Here is a 15543-nt window from a genome sequence, read left to right as displayed (position 1 = left end):
ATTCTTCGGGTTCGTCCTTGCAGTAGGGGCTATCGGTGGCCCGAGGCCAGCCGCAGCGTCCTCTGCAGGGGTTTCAATCCAACCGCTCGATCAGTACATCGCCGGTCCACGCGCGCACCTGCGCCGGGTCCAGCCGTCGCGCGTCGCCGCTCTCCAGCCGGCTCATCGAGAACGCTGTCGCCAGCCGCGCGCAACCCGCCAGATCCAGGGAGGGCTCCAGCAATGCGGCGGCGATGCCGGCGACCATGGCGTCGCCCGCACCGACCGTACTGCCCTGCGCCAGCCGCGCCGGTCGCGCGACCAGGGCGCCGCTGCGATCAATGAACAGCGCGCCGTTGGTGCCCATCGAGATCGCTACGAGTGCAACTCCGCGTTCGACCAAGGCCTGGCCCGCGGCCCGCAGGGCGCTGCGATCCGGCAGCGGCGTGCCGGCCCAGGCCTCCAGTTCGTGGCGGTTGGGCTTGATCGCGTAGGGCAGTACGCCTTGTGCGCCGCTCAACGCGGCGGCGAGCGCGTCGCCACTGGTATCCAGCAGTACGCGCGCACCAGCGGCGCCAGCCCGCGCCTGCAGTCGCGCCCATGCATCGGCTGGCAGCCCGGACGGCAGGCTGCCGGACAGCACCACCGGCTGGTCCGCCTGGAGCAGTGCGTCGAGTCGGCGTGATACCGCGTCCAGATCGGCGTCACACAGTGACAGGCCGGGCAGGTTGATGTCGGTGGTCTCGCCGTTGGCCTCGTCGACCAGCTTGATGTTGGTGCGGGTGCGGCCCGGAACGCGCAGGCAAGCGTCTGCGATGCCACGCTGGGAGAACAACGCGTTGAACACGCCGTCGTTGCCATCGCCGAGCACGCCCAGCGCGGTGGTCGGCACGCCCCAATCGGCCAGGCAGGCGGCCACGTTGACGCCCTTGCCGCCGGCGTCGTCGCGGGAGCTGCGGGCACGATGCACCTGTCCCGGATGCAGGTGCGGCAGCCGCACGGTCTGGTCGATCGCCGGGTTCAGGGTAGCGGTGAGGGCCTGGGCGCTCATGCGTGCGCTCCATCAAGGGCACGCACCTGCTCCGCGGTTTCGCAGTCCAGCGCGGTAGTGGCCAGCGCTTGCAGATCGGCCAGCGCGTTGCCACGCAGGCGTGCCTTCACGGCCGGGATGTCGTTTGGGGTCATCGACAGTTCGTCCACGCCCAGGCCGGCCAGCAGCATTGCGCCGAAGAGATCGCCCGCCAGGCCGCCGCAGACCCCAACCCAGCGCCCATGCAGGCGTGCGCCTTCCACCGTGGCGCGGATCGCGCGCAGCACGGCCGGGTGCAGGCTGTCGGCCTCGGCGGCGAGTTCCGGGTTCTGGCGGTCGATCGCCAGCACGTACTGCGTCAGGTCGTTGGTGCCGATCGAGAAGAAGTCGGCATGGCGGGCCAGCACATCACTCTGGGCGGCGGCGGCCGGGACTTCAATCATGATCCCGATCGGCACGTCGGGCGCCTCGAGCTCGGCGCGCAACCGTTCGCAGATGGCGCGCAGTGCGATCAGCTCGGGCACCGAGGTGATCATCGGGAACATGATGGACAGGCGTGCGCCGTCCTTCGCCGCGCGATACAACGCACGCAGCTGCGGTTCCAGCAGGTCGGGGCGACGCAGCAGCAGGCGCGCGCCACGCACGCCGAGGAACGGGTTTTCCTCGCGCGGCAACTCCAGGTGAGCAACCTGCTTGTCGCCACCGATATCGAGCGCGCGCACGATCAGCGGGCGGCCGTCGAGTGCCTTGGCCATCGCCACGTACGTGGCGTACTGCTCATCCTCGCTGGGCGTACTGCCACGTTCGAGGAACAGGAACTCGGTGCGCATCAGGCCGACACCTTCCGCGCCTTGCTCCAGCGCCAGTGGCACCTGCTCGGGCAGGTTGACGTTGGCGCCGATGTCGATGCGGTGGCCGTCTGGGGTCTGTGCCGGCTGCGCGCGTTGCGCCGCTTCACGCTCGCGGATCTGCTGCTGTTCGGCGATCCACGCACGGGCCGAGGCGAGATCGGCCTCGGACGGAGACAGATAGAGGCGCCCGCTGCTGCCATCGATGATCGCCTCGCTCCCCGCGCTGATCGCCAGCAGCTCCGCGCCAGCGGCGACCAGCGCCGGCAGGCCCAACGTGCGCGAGAGGATCGCGGTGTGCGAGGTCGGCCCGCCCAGCGCGGTGGCGAGGCCAAGCACGCGACCGGTATCGAGGTTGGCCGTGTCGGACGGCGACAGATCAGCAGCGAGCAGGATGCAAGAATGTGCAGGCAGGTCGGCAAGGCCGCCACCCGCCGCGGACGGATCAAGCTGTGCCAGTACGCGCCGGCCCACGTCACGCAGGTCGGCGGCGCGCGCGGCCAACACCGGGTTGCCCAGTGCCGCCAGGCCGGAGGCGATCTGCTCGATGGCCTGGTGCCAGGACCACGCAACGCCATGGCCTTCGACCATCAGCTGGCAGGTGCGGGTAATCAGATCGGTGTCGTCGAGCAGCGCGGCTTGTGCCTTGAAGATCGCCGCATCCGAGGCACCGAGCCGGCGCTGGGTGTCGTCCTGCAGCGCGGCCAGTTGTTGGCGGGTGCGGCTGAGCGCGTCCTGCAGGTGTGCGCCGCCTTCGCCGAGAGGGGTGGGGCGGTCGGCGACCTCAGCCTGCGTGCTGGCCAGCACATGCACCGGGCCGATCGCCAGGCCAGGGCTGGCGCCGATGCCGACGATCGCCGCCTGTGCGTCCGGCGGATTCCAGCCCGCAACCGGCGCGGCCTTGCGCTGCGCTGCGCGCTCGGCATCGGCCTTTTCCTGTGCCACCAGCCCATCCATGACCTTGCGCAGTGCGGCCAGCAGGGCAGGGGCATCGGCGCCCTCGGCAGACACGCTGACCGCGTCGCCATGGCGCAACCCGAGCTGCAGCAGCGCCACCAGGCTTTTGGCATCGGCAGCCTGATCGCCCGCGCGAACCTGTGCGCGGGCCGCGAAACCGCGCGCTGTTTCGGCCCAGCGCGTGGCCGGGCGCGCGTGCAGCCCGCTTGGGTAGGCGATGGTCCAGTCGAAACGCTCGGCAAGGTCCGTCACCGGCACAGTGGGAGCCCTGGTCGAAACATCGCCAGCCAACGCGTTGATGATCTCGCTCGCATCGGCCGTGGTGAACAGGCGCTGCAGGGTCGCGTCATCCTGGATCAGCCGGGTCAGCCGCCGCAGCAGGGTGATGTGGGTATCGGACTGCGCGGCAATGCCGACCACAAGGCGGGTGACCTGGCCCGGGTTCCACTCCACGCCTTGCGGGAACTGCAGCACGGCAATGCCATCGCGGCGCACCAGGTGACGGTCCTCACCCAGCCCGTGCGGAATGGCCACGCCATGGCCGAGGAAGGTATTCGCCAGCGCCTCGCGCCGGCCCATGCTCGCCTCGTAACCCGGCGCAACGCAGCCGGCGGCGACAAGCATCTGCGCCACCTGGGCGATGGCGTCGGCCTTGTCGAGCGCACGCGCATCCAGGCGGATCAGTTCCCGGCTGACGGGGGCAGGGGTAGTCAAGGGCTGCAAGGCGGGCTCCGGGAAGGGGATGCTGTGGCGTATTGGGAACGTTCCCAGTCCTCATTTCAATGTGCACTGCACAAAAAGCCAATACTCCTTTGGGGTTAGCATTGTTCTGGATGGCCATTTGGCCATGATCAGCGACAGTTTCCGGGAACGGTTCCAATGAGCATCAGCATCAACGACGTCGCGCGCGTGGCGGGAGTGTCCAAATCCACGGTGTCGCGGGTGCTCGGTGGCGGCCCAGTCAGCGAAGCGGTACGCGGTCGGGTGGAGGCGGCGATCCGCCAGACCGGGTATCACCCCAACCTGCAGGCACGACGCCTGCGCGCCCGGCACACCGGCATCATCGGGTTGATCGTGGCGGACATCCGCAACCCATTCTTCACCGCGCTGATCCGCGCGGTGGAGGAGGTGGCCTATCGTGAAGGCCTGCGCGTCACCCTCTGCAACACTGACGAGGACCCCGAGCGTGAGGCGCTCTATCTGCAGTTGATGCACGAGGAGCGCATCAGTGGACTGATCTTTGCGCCCACCCGGACCACAGTGGGGCGCCTGGAACGGCTCGCAATGAACTATCCAACGGTGCTGGTGGACCGCGCCGCACCTGGCGGGTCGATCGACAGCGTGGTGCTCGACAATCCGGCCGCGATGGCGGGCCTGGTCGAGCATCTGGTGGCGCGTGGCTATCGCCGCATCGGCGGCCTGTTCGGCAGCACCAGCACCACGGCGGCGGAGCGGCGGGACGGCTATCTCGCTGCGATGCGCACGCATGGGCTGGATCCGGATTATCGCGAGGTTGAGCCAACGGCTGAAGCGGCCATTGCAACGGTCGATCAGTGGCTGGCCGGCCGGTCGCGGCCGGAGGCGCTGGTCGCCAGCAACAGCCTGCTGCTCATGGGGGCATTGAAGGCCGCCCGCAGCGCAGGGTTGGCAATTCCTGGCGGGTTGGCGCTGGCGGGCTTCGACAACGAACGCTGGACCGAGATGGTCGAACCGGGCATCACCGTGATCGAACAGCCGGTCGAAGAGATGGGGCACGCAGCGATGTCGCTGTTGCTGGAACGACTGCGCACGCCGGAGTTGCCGGTGCGCCGGTTGGTGATGACGGGCCGGTGCGTGGTGAGGGGGTCAACCGCATGGAATCCAGAAGGACGACAACCAAGGTCCAAGGCATGAGAGGACATCAAGGCCGACAGGCGCGTCGTCGCATGAGCCGACTGCTTACGCTTGGAGCCTGCTTCCTGGCCGGATCCTTGCTTGCGGAGACATCACCACCGAAGCGCACCTGGCTTGTAAGCGGCGCAGAGCTGATCACGCTACTGCAGGGAAAAGGGGCTGACGGATTCTGTGCCGGCGAACAGTGCCGGAATCTGTCCAGCGCCCGTGCCAGTGCCTACATCCAGGGTGCTGCCGATGCCAATCGTGGCCAGTGGTGTGGCCAAGGCCAGATCCTTCCACATGAACTGGTCGATCGTGTCGCCTCCCATCTCCAGCAACTGCCCCAGGACCGCTTGCAACAGAATGCTTCTTCGCTGGTTGTGGAAGGCCTGCGAACAGCGTTTCCTTGCGAACGCCGGGCATCGCGCGGTGGCATCGGACCGTCCAGGAGAAACTGACCCAACCTCATTGAAGTGATCTGCCAGGCTTGTTCCCCGCCGCAACCGGGGTTGGCAGCACGTGCCGCTGTCGAGAAATTCCGCGCGTTGACCGCAGATTGCTTCGGCTCGGGAACAATCCCAGCGCCCCACGTTCCAGACCAGGTAGTCCATAGCCTGCCTTCCTCGTCGAAGTAGCATCGACGCTTGGAGCATTAAGCACTTCCGCTGAATGCGTTCGGTCTACGGAAGCTATTGGATGAACACTGAAAGGACGATGGCGGGCGGGCCCGCGCCCATACGCGATGGTCGCCGGGATACCGAGATCCGTAACTACGTGATGAACCTCGGCCCCCAGCATCCCGCGGCCCACGGGGTCCTGCGCCTTGTGCTTGAGATGGATGGCGAGACAGTCGTGCGCGCGGATCCGCATGTGGGCCTGCTGCACCGGGGCACTGAGAAGCTGGCGGAGTCCAAGCCCTTCAACCAGTCCATCGGCTACATGGATCGGCTGGACTACGTATCCATGATGTGCAATGAACATGCCTACGTACGCGCGATCGAAACCCTTCTGGGAATCGAAGCGCCGATCCGGGCACAGTACATCCGTACGATGTTCGATGAGATCACCCGGATCCTCAATCACCTCATGAACATCGGAACGGGCGCGCTGGACCTTGGTGCCATGGCCGTGATGCTCTATGCATTCCGGGAGCGCGAAGAGCTGATGGACTGCTACGAGGCGGTATCCGGTGCTCGAATGCATGCCACCTACTATCGGCCAGGTGGCGTGTACCGTGACCTGCCTGAGCAGATGCCGAAGTACAAGGAGTCGCGCTGGAAGACGGGGAAGCAGCTGCGGCGGTTGAATGCCGCGAGGGAGGGGTCGCTGCTCGATTTCATCGAGAATTTTACCCGCGAGTTCCCGGACCGGATTGACGAGTACGAAACCCTGCTCACCGACAACAGAATCTGGAAGCAACGTACGGTGGGCATTGGCGTCGTGAGCCCGCAGCAGGCCATGGACTGGGGAATGACCGGGGTGATGCTGAGAGGCTCGGGCGTGGCATGGGATCTGAGGAAGAAGCGCCCCTACGCGAAGTACGATGCCGTTGACTTCGACATTCCGGTCGGCACCGCCGGTGACTGCTATGACCGCTACCTGTGCCGGGTCGCGGAGATGCGGCAGTCCAACCGCATCATCAGGCAATGTGTCGCCTGGCTTCGCGCCAACCCCGGTCCGGTGATGGTCCACAACTTCAAGGTGGCGCCGCCGTCCCGGCAGGAGATGAAGTCCGACATGGAAGCGCTGATCCATCATTTCAAGCTCTTCAGCGAGGGCTACCAGGTGCCGGCAGGTGAAACCTACGCAGCGGTCGAGGCGCCCAAGGGCGAATTCGGTTGCTACCTGATCTCCGATGGCGCCAACAAGCCGTTCCGGGTGCACCTGCGTGCTCCCGGCTTCGCTCACCTCTCTTCTCTGGATGAAATCGTCAGGGGCCACATGCTGGCGGATGTCGTCGCCATGATTGGCACCTACGACATTGTGTTCGGCGAAGTGGATCGATGAGGAACCGGCTCAGCCCGCACATGGGGTGAACCACGTTCCGGCAGTCGCGAAGGGAACAGCCATGTGCAGCCTGAGCAGGTCTTCCACGGTGCGTGCCGCGCCCATCTCCAGGTTGAGGATGCCGGGCTCCAGGATTGATCCCAGCAGAACGCCGACCGCGATCGCATGAAGGCTGCGCGCCGCAGTGGCTGCATCAACGCCCTCGCGGAGTTGGCCCAGCGCCCCTGCGCGCTGGTACACAAGCTCCAGCATGCGGACCTCCGGCATCGCGCACGCTGCGAGCACGTCGCCTATGCCGCCCAGCTCACGTGATGCACCAGAGCGCAGGAGAAGCTCAACCGTTCGACGAACGCGTGGGGTGCGGCGCGTGTGATCAAAGACCCTGACCAGGTCCGCAAACAGAAGCCTGAACGGGTCACTACACTGCCGGATGGCGACCTCCTGCAGTCCTTCGGATGCATCTGGCCGCCCTCGCGCGGAGAGTTCACCCAGCAGGTTCTGGCGGGACCCGAAGTGCCAGTAGATCGCGCCGCGCGAATGGCCGCACTCGGTGGCGATCAGCTCCAACGTTGCGCCCGCGGCTCCGTGGCGCAGCAGGCACACCAGTGCGGCATCGAGGATCCTCTCACGCGTGGCGTGTGCGTCCTGCCTGGTTCTTCTAGCCATGGCACGGTTGCATCCCTGCCGTTCGATGAGCGCGTGGCCGCGCGTCCTGATCGTCCTTAGACAAGGCGATGGGACGGACCATGGCCACAGCGCTGCACCGGGATCTGCGGCGCTTGAATGTCGATCTTCGGTTCATTGGCGGGGGCAGGGCAGGACAGTGAGCCAAGCCAGAGACCATCGGCGGCGAGACGCGCAGACTTCAGCGCGGGATCGTCCGCCTCGGACGGCTCGGTGGCCAGCTTCTTCTTCATCCACTCGATCCACTGCAACGCCGGCAACTGCGTGAGGTCCAGGCGAATGATCAGGGCCGAGAGCATTGCAACGTCGTGCCGTCTGCAGCCTTCCACGACAGATTCCACGTAAGCATTTGTAAAGGCGCCATGCCGGAGGCCGTTGGTACGCATCTTCTGCTCTACATCCAGGCTGAATCCCTGGAGCCAGCTGGCGAAAGTGGCATCGATGAGATCCTGCTTGGAGTAGAAGTGATGGAACATCGCGCCACGGCTCACGCCCGAGAATTCAAGAATCTCACTGACAGTGACCGAAGACCGACCGTTGCGGACGATAAGCGCTGCCGTTTCGCGGATGAGTATGCCGGGCACACGCACGGACGAACTATGGGTAGCGTTCAAGAGAGCTTTCCTCATGTAGCGGGCGACCAACGATCCGCCAGGCCGGTACGGCCTGGCGGATTGCCGTTCGAGCCAGTCAGTGATGCGCCGCGGATGCTTCGCTTTCGGCGCTCTTCCGGGAAGCGATGGGCCTGCCGAATTCAATCTCCGGGTCCGCCTTCTCGGGCTGCCATGCCCCCAGTGCCAGTTGCACCTGCACGTGGGCCATCAGCAGCCCGGCCTGTGCCGCCGCAAGCTCTCTGCGCGCCTTCTCGTGCAGCGCCTGCTGCTGCAGGCCGGCATCCTTCGGTTCGATTCCGGCGTCCACGCGGGAAGAAGCATAGGCCGAAGATCTGCTGCTGAGTGCCTCGGCATTCACCGCCTGTTGCATCCTGACGTTGGAACTCGTCCACGCATGCAGGGAGTCCTCACTCTCCTTCAGCGCAGTCAGCACGGTCTGCTCGAACGCATGCCAGCTCTGATCGCTGCCGGCGCGAGCGGCTTCCTCCCTGGCCTTTTTCCGGCCAAAGCTCAGCCACTCCCACTGAAGCTCCGGGCCGGCAGAGAAGCGCTTTGCACTGGAATCGCCCAGCGAACCGAACGGTGCAAGGATGCCGCCGAAGACATTCAGCGTGAGGCGCGGAAGGTGCGCGCGCTCGGCGAGTACGACGTTGCCAAGGCTTGCTCGCAGCAGTGCATCGGCCTTGGCGACGTCAGGCCGCCTCGCCAGGAGGTCGGTCGGCTGCGCAAGCGATGCAAGACCCGGCGGGGCCGGCAGAGGAGCCGGGGCCAGCAACGCCTCCCAGGTGTCGTCCCGCGCGGTCGGCGAGCGGCCCGCAAGAACCGCCAATGCGGCCCTGTCCGCCTGCAGCCGGGTAACGGTTGCCGCCTCCTGCGCCACCAGCTCGGCATGTTCGGATTCGACCGCAAGCGCCTCCCTGCGATCGACCAGCCCGGCCGCATACCGCGCCTTCACGCGCACAACGCGGGCCTTGCTCAGCTCAACCTCGCGCTCAAGAGAGGACAGGTTGATCTGGTCCATCCTGAGCAGGAAGTAGTTCTTCGCAATCTCGGCCTGGAGCACTGCGGCAGCCGACCTCGCGTCAGCCGCCGCCGCATCGGCCTTGCGATCGGCCATGGCTGCGGCGGTGCCAATGCGCCCGAACAGATCCAGTTCCCAGGAGAACATCTGTCCGGCGGACAGCAGTCTCTGGGAAGGGGGGCGGGGAAGATCCTGGCGATAGGGATCCGCTTCGATCTGGGCGGACTGCATGGCTTCGGCCTTGGCCTGCAGCGCACCGCTCGGCAGATAGTCCTTGCGCGCCGCGCCTGCCAGCGCCCGCGCTTCCACCACGGCGGCAAGGGCAGACTTCAGGTCATGATTCCCACGCATGGCCAAGCTCACCAGTGCATCCAGGTTGGGGTCGGAGAAGTCCTTCCACCATTGCCTGTTGGGCGTCCCGGGCAGGACATCCGCGTCCAGCGCCGCCGGCGTGGGGGCCTGGCCCACATGATGCCGGGCTGCAGCGTCAGGGATCTCGGTCCTGGGGGCCACAGAGGCGCAGCCAGAAGACAGCGCCACGAGCACAGCAATCGACAGGCAGGCAACTCGATTTCCAATAGACATGATCATGCCTCCTCGGCCGGGTGAATGCGGTAGAGCGCGGCATACAGCGCTGGAATGAGACCCAGCGTGATCAGCGTTCCAAGGGCGAGGCCGCCGATCATCACGATCGACATGCTGGTCCACATGGAACCGCCAAACAGCAGCAGCGGGACGAGACCGAGAATGCAGACCATCTTGGTCATCACGATGGGGCGCAGGCGCTTTGCCGCAGCCTCTTCAATGGCCTGGAGGGGAGGCAAGCCATCGCGCTGGCCTTCGTCGATCGCATCGATGAGCAGAATCGCGTTGTTGACGATGATGCCGGCAAGTGCGAGCAGCCCCAGTGTTCCGATGAAGGTCAGGCTGGTGCCACTCAGCTTGAGTGCCAAGGTCGCGCCGATGACCACGAACGGAATGCTCGCCAGGACGATGAGGCTCTTGCGGATGCTCTCGAACTGCCATACGAACAACAGGAACATGGCAGCAAGGCAGAGCGGGAGCAGCTTCTCGATGCCGTCGTTGGCACTCTTGCTTTCTTCGATCTCGCCACCGAGTTCAACCCGCACGCCCTGCTTGCGGAATTCGGAAAGGAGCGGCTCCACCTTGTCCGCGATCCCCTGGGCCGTCAGCTCGGAGCTCTTTGCAAGTACGGTGACCGCGCGCGTCTGGTTCACTCGCTGGATTGAAGACAGCTGCGGCGCCAACCGAAGCTTGGCCACCTGGCCAAGGGGCACGCTTCCGCTGCCATCCGCCTTCTGGATCGGGAGTGCCTCAAGCTGGCCGATATCCGTGCGCAGCGCCGCCTCTCCGCGGAGGATGACCGGGAGAACGGTGTCGCCCTCACGATAGCGGGAGATCGTCGCGCCGGTCAGCAGCATGTCCATGCTCTTTGCGATGTCCGCGCTGCTGATGCCAGCGGCTTGGGCCTTGGGCTGATCGACGTCTACATCAAGCTGGACAACCTGGCGTTCGGCATCGCTGGATACATCCACCATCCCCGGCGTGTCCTGCAGCGTGCGCAGCAGCTTCTCGGCGGCAATCCGATGTGCGCCGTCGCTGCTGGAGATGCGGAACGTCGCAACGCCGGCATCCGAAGATCCCATCGAGAATCGCTTGGGCTCCACCCGCACGTCCGGGAAGTGTGTTGCCATCACAGAACGCAGCCGCTCAATGGCCGCTTCATGCTTGACGCCCTTCGCAAGGGACAGCACGGCATACGCGCGGTGTCCTGCGGGAGTAGGGGGATTCAGTGCCAGGATGAAGCGTGGACCACCATCGCCCATGTACAGGGCGTGGCTGGAGATCTCCGGAACGAGCTTCTCGTCGGCCAGTACCTTGCTGATCTGGTGAGCAACCGCCATCGTATTGGCCGGACTGGAATCCGGGGAAAGCTCAATGGCCATCTGCAGCTGATGGCGCTCGGACGGCGGCATCAGCTCGTTGGGGACGGTGGTGAACAACCAGCCGGAGGTTGCCAGCAGTGCAACCATTACGCCGATGTAGATGGCCTTGTGCCCCAGGATCCAGCGGACCTTGCCGCGGTACCAGCCCGTCAGCCGCTCGACCGCGCGTGCGGTGCGGCTGAGTTCGGCATGGTGATGGGCAAAGTACTTGCACAGCAGCGGAATCAGGGTAACGCCGATGACCAGCGACAACAGCAGCGCGATGGCCATCACGATGCCGAGGCTGCGCAGATACTCGCCGGTTTCCGTGCTGGAGATGGCCAGCGGCATGAACGCGAGGATGATCGCCAGCGAAGAAACCAGAAGCGGCACGAACATCGTGCTGCCTGCGTGAGCGGCAGCCTGGTCCGGCGACTCACCCAGCGAGAGCCGCCGCTCCATGTCCTCGGCAACCACGATCGCGTTGTCAACGAACAGGCCCAGGGCAATGATGATTGCACCCACCGAGATCATGTGCAGATCGATGTTCAGGATCTTCATGATTGCCATCGTCCCCAGCACCGTGGTCGGCACGATGGCGCTGACGATCAGGCCGGTCCTCATTCCAAGGAACAGCACGACGACCGCCATGACGATGGCCAGGGTCTCCAGGAAAACCTTGGCAACACGCAGCAGCTGGGTGGAAACAACCTCGGCCTGATCCGTGATCTGGACAAGCTGCATGCCGGCCGGCAGCGTTTCCGAAAGCCGTTCAACGTCGCCGCGCAGCAGATCGGCGAAGCTGACTACGTTGAGTCCTGGTGCCATGGAGACCGCTATTACGACGGCCGGCGTGCCATTGACGAATGCGCCGGTCATCGGCGGGTCCTGGGTCACCCGTTCCACTCGCGCAAGGGCGCCCAGAGGCACCGAGCCACCCTTCGGCAGCGGAATCGGCGTGCTCTTCAGCTGGGAGGGGTTGTCGGCGTCACCGCTCACGTTGAGCGCAATCTCCGACCCCCCGATCTCGACGTAACCCGCCGGCGCGATGACATTGCGCTTGGAAACCGCATCGGCAATCACATTGGGGTTGAGCCCGCGCGCAGCCAGGGAGGGCACGTCCAGGATGATCTGGACCTGCTCGTCCCTCACGCCATGCAGCGAGACACGCTCCACCCCGGGCAGCCGGAACAGTTCATCGCGCAGGCGGCGGGCTTCTGCCCGAAGCTCGCCTGCGCTGTAGCCTTCGCCGGTCAGGCCCATGGTCATCACCGCGACGCGCCCGAATTCGTCGTCCACGACCGGGCCAATCGTTCCCTCGGGAAGCTGGCTCTGGATGTCCCCCATGCGTGAGCGCAAGCGCTGCCACACGATGGGGATCTTTTCCGATTCCACGGTGGGGTAAAGATCAACGTAGGTGAACGCAAAACCTGGACGAACAGTCGTCCGGATGCGCTTGACCTCCGGCATTCCCCGAATGCTCTCCTCGATCGGGCGAGCGACAAGCTGCTCGACCCGGTCCACGCCGGCTCCTGGCATGAAGCTGAGTACCGTCGCCGTGCGAATGGTGATGGGAGGCTCTTCAGTGGACGGGAAGTCCAGCGCCAGAATGAGGCCGGTGAGGACGATCGCCATGATCGCCAGCAGAGTCAGTCGTGGACGCGCCAGTGAGAATGAGGAGAGGCTCATTGTTCTGATCCCATCTTCATGTCGACGGGCTTGATCTGCGTGCCCGGGCGGATGGCCTTGGCACCCGCGACCACGACGCGCTGACCGGCGGATATCTGCCCACTCACCTCGATCCAGTCGCCGTGGTACTGACCCAGGCTCACTTCAGCAATTTCGGTCGTCTTGCCATCTTTTGCCAGCCGAAGCACCTGCCCCTTACCGCCAACGGCAGACGGCAGGACAGCACGAAATGGCACCTGGAGCCTGGCCGGGCCCGCATCCGCGCCAGTGATCTGGACCGACCAGGTCGAGCCCACGGTCGCCGCCTCGGGAACTGCGACGTATGCCGTACGCACGCCGCCGGCGTCGACGCGTCCGTCGACACGCAGCACCTTGCTCGCCACGGTGTCCGAGCCGCTGATCAGATTGACCATCTGCCCAACATCCAGGCGAGCGCTGCCCGGAATCGCGACAGACAGCTCACGGCCCGCACCATCGACCTGGATGGCAACAGCGCCGGGGCCCACGGACTGTCCAACTTCAACGTTGCGGGCAACGACCACTCCATCGAAGGTGGCTCGCAGCGTGGCCTCCCCCTGTGACCAGCCGGCAAGTTCGTGCTGCGCGCGGGCGTTTCGAACAGCCGCCTTGGCGGCCGCCAGTTCGGCCTTCGCTGCGGTCATCTCCGCCGGGCTGAGCGCATCGGCCTTCTCTGCAACATTGAATCGCTCAACGCGACGCTGGACCTCGTCCAATGCCGCCTGCGCCCGTGCAACGTCACCTGCGGCGGATGCCTCCTGTGCTGCGAATGGGATGGAATCCAGGCGGGCCAGCACCTCGCCTTTCTTTACGGCATCGCCAGGTTCAACGAGTACTGCAGATACCTTTCCGGAAACCGGGAAGGACAGCTGTCCTCGCTGCGTGGCGCGTACGGTGCCGATGTAAGAGCGCTGATCGCCAGTGGCCTGTCGAACGGATGCGACGTACGCGGTACGTGCTTCGGGCGCGGCGCTTTCCGGTGTGTCGGAGCATCCCGTCATCGCGGACAGGGCAATGGCCAGTGCGCTGAGACGAGGCACCAGCGACCGAGTCATATGGGTCTTCACGTTCGGTTCCTTGCATGGGTGGTCGGTTCCACAGACCGGTTCGGCGCCGTCGGGTCTGCAGGCGGCGTAAATTTAGGGGGACACCTGCACCACGAACAGGACAGTTCTGGACACACAGGGGCTTGAACAGGTCAACTGGGACAGATGGCACACCTGCTGATCCCTCGTGGCAGGAGGCGTCCCGGCCTGAATCTGGTCAGCGACGTGAGGGCGTTGTTACTGCTGGTGCCCTCGAAGGGACATTGGAGGACGGGCGGGGGACCCAAAAGGTCAGAATGTGTCCGCCACGTTGAAACAGGTCCCCTCGCGGCCCGACTATGTCGATGTCGAACTACCTTTCGAATACGTGATGGCCCCTATCCCCAAGAATCTGCCGGCATCCATGGACTGGCCTGTCGCCGGCGAGGATGCCGCGCTGGATGCTGTCGCTCTCCATGCTTCTGAAGATCCAAATTCCGCAAGCGAATCGCAGATTGCAGAGATAGTGCCCACGGGGGCGAGGGCGATCCTCGGCCTGGTCGAGGACCGCGGGTTCTCTCCAGAGGAGCTATGCCGCGGGCTCGGCTTCACTTATCGAGATCTATCGATGAGGGACGTGAGGCTGTCCTATCGGCAGATGCGCCAGTTGTTCATGCGGGCTGAGCGTTTGCTGGGCGAACCTGCGCTGGGCCTGGCATTGGGGGCCAGACAGACGCCTATTTCATGGGGCGTACCCGGATTGGCAATGCTCACCTGCGAGACCTACGGCGATGCACTGACATACGGCCTCACCCATCAGCAGGCAATCGGCTCGATGCTGATCCACACGGTGGAGGAAGTGGGAAGGGAAGTGAGAATGGAAGTCCGGTTCAAACGATTCGACATTCAACTGGAGTCAGTACTGGTCGAGGACGCGTTCGCCGGATTCGTTGCGGTCAGCAGATACGTGGTTGGACCATCATTCGCGCCACTCAGGGTTGATTTCTCCCTCCCCAAACCGTCTGATCCTGAAGTCTATCGACGATTCTTCCAGTGCCCTGTGCGCTTCGATGCTGGCGTCAATCGCCTGACCATAGACTCACATTGGTTGAGCGCGCGCTTGCCCGGATTTGATCGGGTCAATTCAAGAATTGTCCGGGAGCAGTTGGATTCACTTCTTCCAACGCGAGGGGGGCGCAATGAGATTGTTGAATCCCTGTCGAGCCATCTTCGATGTGATATCGAGGCAACGACCAGGCAGAGTGAACTTGCGAGCCTGATCAATGTCAGCGAAAGAACGCTCCGCCGCCGCCTGAGCCGGCAGGATTCCAGCTATCGGGAGATTCGGGACGAAGCGAGATATGAACGTGCCCGCGACCTCCTGCTGAACTCAGAGTTGAGCATCGCCGAGATTGCAGAGGCGGTTGGATATTCCGATGCCCGCGCATTCCGGCGCGCATTCAAGCGTTGGGCAGGCTGCCTGCCGACCGAGTTCCGGGAATCCAGGTAGGCAGCATCCCCCTCGGTTCCCGCGCTGCGGAGGGCCATCGTTGGAAGCCTGGCCACCCAACCACACCGGCTCGACGACCAGCTCATGCTGCCGGCGGTGGATGCGCCATCGCGATCAATTGTACCTGTACGTGTTCGGTCCTCCCCAGCCCCCTCCATCACCTGGGTAGAACCATGAAGCGTATACGGCTGTTTGAATCGAAGATCGCCGCGAGATTCCTTCTCGGTTGATTCCTTTCCACACAACCTGCGAAAGCAATGCACTCCGCAAAGCCCCAATACCCTGGTCCTGCATCAGCCATTCATCGATCCGCCACTCTGAAAAATGCACGGCCTGCCAG

The 15543-nt window shown here is 64.7% G+C and carries 11 protein-coding genes; 4 read left to right on the top strand and 7 right to left on the bottom strand.

Annotation, left to right across the window (positions count from 1 at the left end; all coding sequences use genetic code 11):
- Nucleotides 1-73: 73 nt before the first annotated feature.
- Nucleotides 74-1030: a 1-phosphofructokinase family hexose kinase gene (locus DFO63_RS01540; protein WP_119006277.1), complete on the bottom strand. Its 957-nt coding sequence runs from the start codon at nucleotides 1028-1030 to the stop codon at nucleotides 74-76.
- A complete protein-coding gene (ptsP, locus tag DFO63_RS01535) occupies nucleotides 1027-3537 on the bottom strand; it encodes a phosphoenolpyruvate--protein phosphotransferase (protein WP_119006276.1) in 2511 nt (836 codons plus the stop codon). Before ptsP ends, DFO63_RS01540 begins: the two co-directional genes overlap by 4 nt.
- Before the next feature lie 156 nt (nucleotides 3538-3693).
- Between ptsP and DFO63_RS01530 the strand changes: the two genes are divergently transcribed.
- The 3 genes from DFO63_RS01530 (at nucleotide 3694) to DFO63_RS01520 (ending at nucleotide 6696) form a co-directional block, all read left to right on the top strand.
- The gene (locus tag DFO63_RS01530) at nucleotides 3694-4707 is read left to right on the top strand and encodes a LacI family DNA-binding transcriptional regulator (protein WP_119006275.1); all 1014 of its coding nucleotides are present in this window, start codon (nucleotides 3694-3696) and stop codon (nucleotides 4705-4707) included.
- Nucleotides 4668-5147 carry a Rap1a/Tai family immunity protein gene (locus DFO63_RS01525; protein ID WP_310648379.1) on the top strand — a complete coding sequence of 160 codons (480 nt, stop codon included), beginning with the start codon at nucleotides 4668-4670 and terminating at the stop codon, nucleotides 5145-5147. Before DFO63_RS01530 ends, DFO63_RS01525 begins: the two co-directional genes overlap by 40 nt.
- A 256-nt stretch (nucleotides 5148-5403) precedes the next feature.
- Nucleotides 5404-6696: an NADH-quinone oxidoreductase subunit D gene (locus tag DFO63_RS01520; RefSeq protein WP_119006969.1), complete on the top strand. Its 1293-nt coding sequence runs from the start codon at nucleotides 5404-5406 to the stop codon at nucleotides 6694-6696.
- 9 nt (nucleotides 6697-6705) lie between these two features.
- Here DFO63_RS01520 and DFO63_RS01515 read toward each other — a convergent pair whose 3' ends face one another.
- The 5 genes from DFO63_RS01515 to DFO63_RS01495 all read right to left on the bottom strand — a co-directional run bounded on the left by DFO63_RS01515 (nucleotide 6706) and on the right by DFO63_RS01495 (nucleotide 13735).
- Nucleotides 6706-7362 carry a TetR family transcriptional regulator gene (locus tag DFO63_RS01515; protein WP_119006273.1) on the bottom strand — a complete coding sequence of 219 codons (657 nt, stop codon included), beginning with the start codon at nucleotides 7360-7362 and terminating at the stop codon, nucleotides 6706-6708.
- A gap of 56 nt (nucleotides 7363-7418) precedes the next feature.
- On the bottom strand, nucleotides 7419-7994 hold the full coding sequence (locus tag DFO63_RS01510) for a TetR/AcrR family transcriptional regulator (protein ID WP_259337358.1): 576 nt from the start codon (nucleotides 7992-7994) through the stop codon (nucleotides 7419-7421).
- Between the two features lie 76 nt (nucleotides 7995-8070).
- Complete coding sequence (locus tag DFO63_RS01505; RefSeq protein ID WP_101765491.1) at nucleotides 8071-9600, bottom strand: TolC family protein; 1530 nt, start codon at nucleotides 9598-9600, stop codon at nucleotides 8071-8073.
- Between the two features lie 2 nt (nucleotides 9601-9602).
- Nucleotides 9603-12650, bottom strand: coding sequence for an efflux RND transporter permease subunit (locus tag DFO63_RS01500; protein ID WP_119006272.1), 3048 nt, complete (start codon nucleotides 12648-12650; stop codon nucleotides 9603-9605).
- A complete protein-coding gene (locus DFO63_RS01495) occupies nucleotides 12647-13735 on the bottom strand; it encodes an efflux RND transporter periplasmic adaptor subunit (RefSeq protein ID WP_233490756.1) in 1089 nt (362 codons plus the stop codon). The genes DFO63_RS01500 and DFO63_RS01495 overlap by 4 nt, the downstream gene beginning before the upstream one ends.
- Nucleotides 13736-14117: 382 nt before the next feature.
- Here DFO63_RS01495 and DFO63_RS01490 point away from each other — a divergent pair, with 382 nt between their 5' ends.
- A complete protein-coding gene (locus DFO63_RS01490; RefSeq protein ID WP_182474408.1) occupies nucleotides 14118-15203 on the top strand; it encodes an AraC family transcriptional regulator in 1086 nt (361 codons plus the stop codon).
- Nucleotides 15204-15543 lie beyond the last annotated feature (340 nt).

The sequence above is a fragment of the Stenotrophomonas sp. AG209 genome, from assembly GCF_003550055.1.
Lineage (GTDB): Bacteria > Pseudomonadota > Gammaproteobacteria > Xanthomonadales > Xanthomonadaceae > Stenotrophomonas.
Note: the sequence above shows the minus strand (reverse complement) of the source record. Positions and strands in the feature narration are given on the sequence as shown.

Coding starts and splice junctions, on each gene's coding strand:
- DFO63_RS01500 (WP_119006272.1), bottom strand. CDS start 12,650: ATGAGCCTCTCCTCATTCTCACTGGCGCGTCCACGACTGACTCTGCTG.
- DFO63_RS01505 (WP_101765491.1), bottom strand. CDS start 9,600: ATGTCTATTGGAAATCGAGTTGCCTGCCTGTCGATTGCTGTGCTCGTG.
- DFO63_RS01530 (WP_119006275.1), top strand. CDS start 3,694: ATGAGCATCAGCATCAACGACGTCGCGCGCGTGGCGGGAGTGTCCAAA.
- DFO63_RS01515 (WP_119006273.1), bottom strand. CDS start 7,362: ATGGCTAGAAGAACCAGGCAGGACGCACACGCCACGCGTGAGAGGATC.
- DFO63_RS01540 (WP_119006277.1), bottom strand. CDS start 1,030: ATGAGCGCCCAGGCCCTCACCGCTACCCTGAACCCGGCGATCGACCAG.
- DFO63_RS01525 (WP_310648379.1), top strand. CDS start 4,668: ATGGAATCCAGAAGGACGACAACCAAGGTCCAAGGCATGAGAGGACAT.
- DFO63_RS01490 (WP_182474408.1), top strand. CDS start 14,118: ATGGACTGGCCTGTCGCCGGCGAGGATGCCGCGCTGGATGCTGTCGCT.
- DFO63_RS01520 (WP_119006969.1), top strand. CDS start 5,404: ATGGCGGGCGGGCCCGCGCCCATACGCGATGGTCGCCGGGATACCGAG.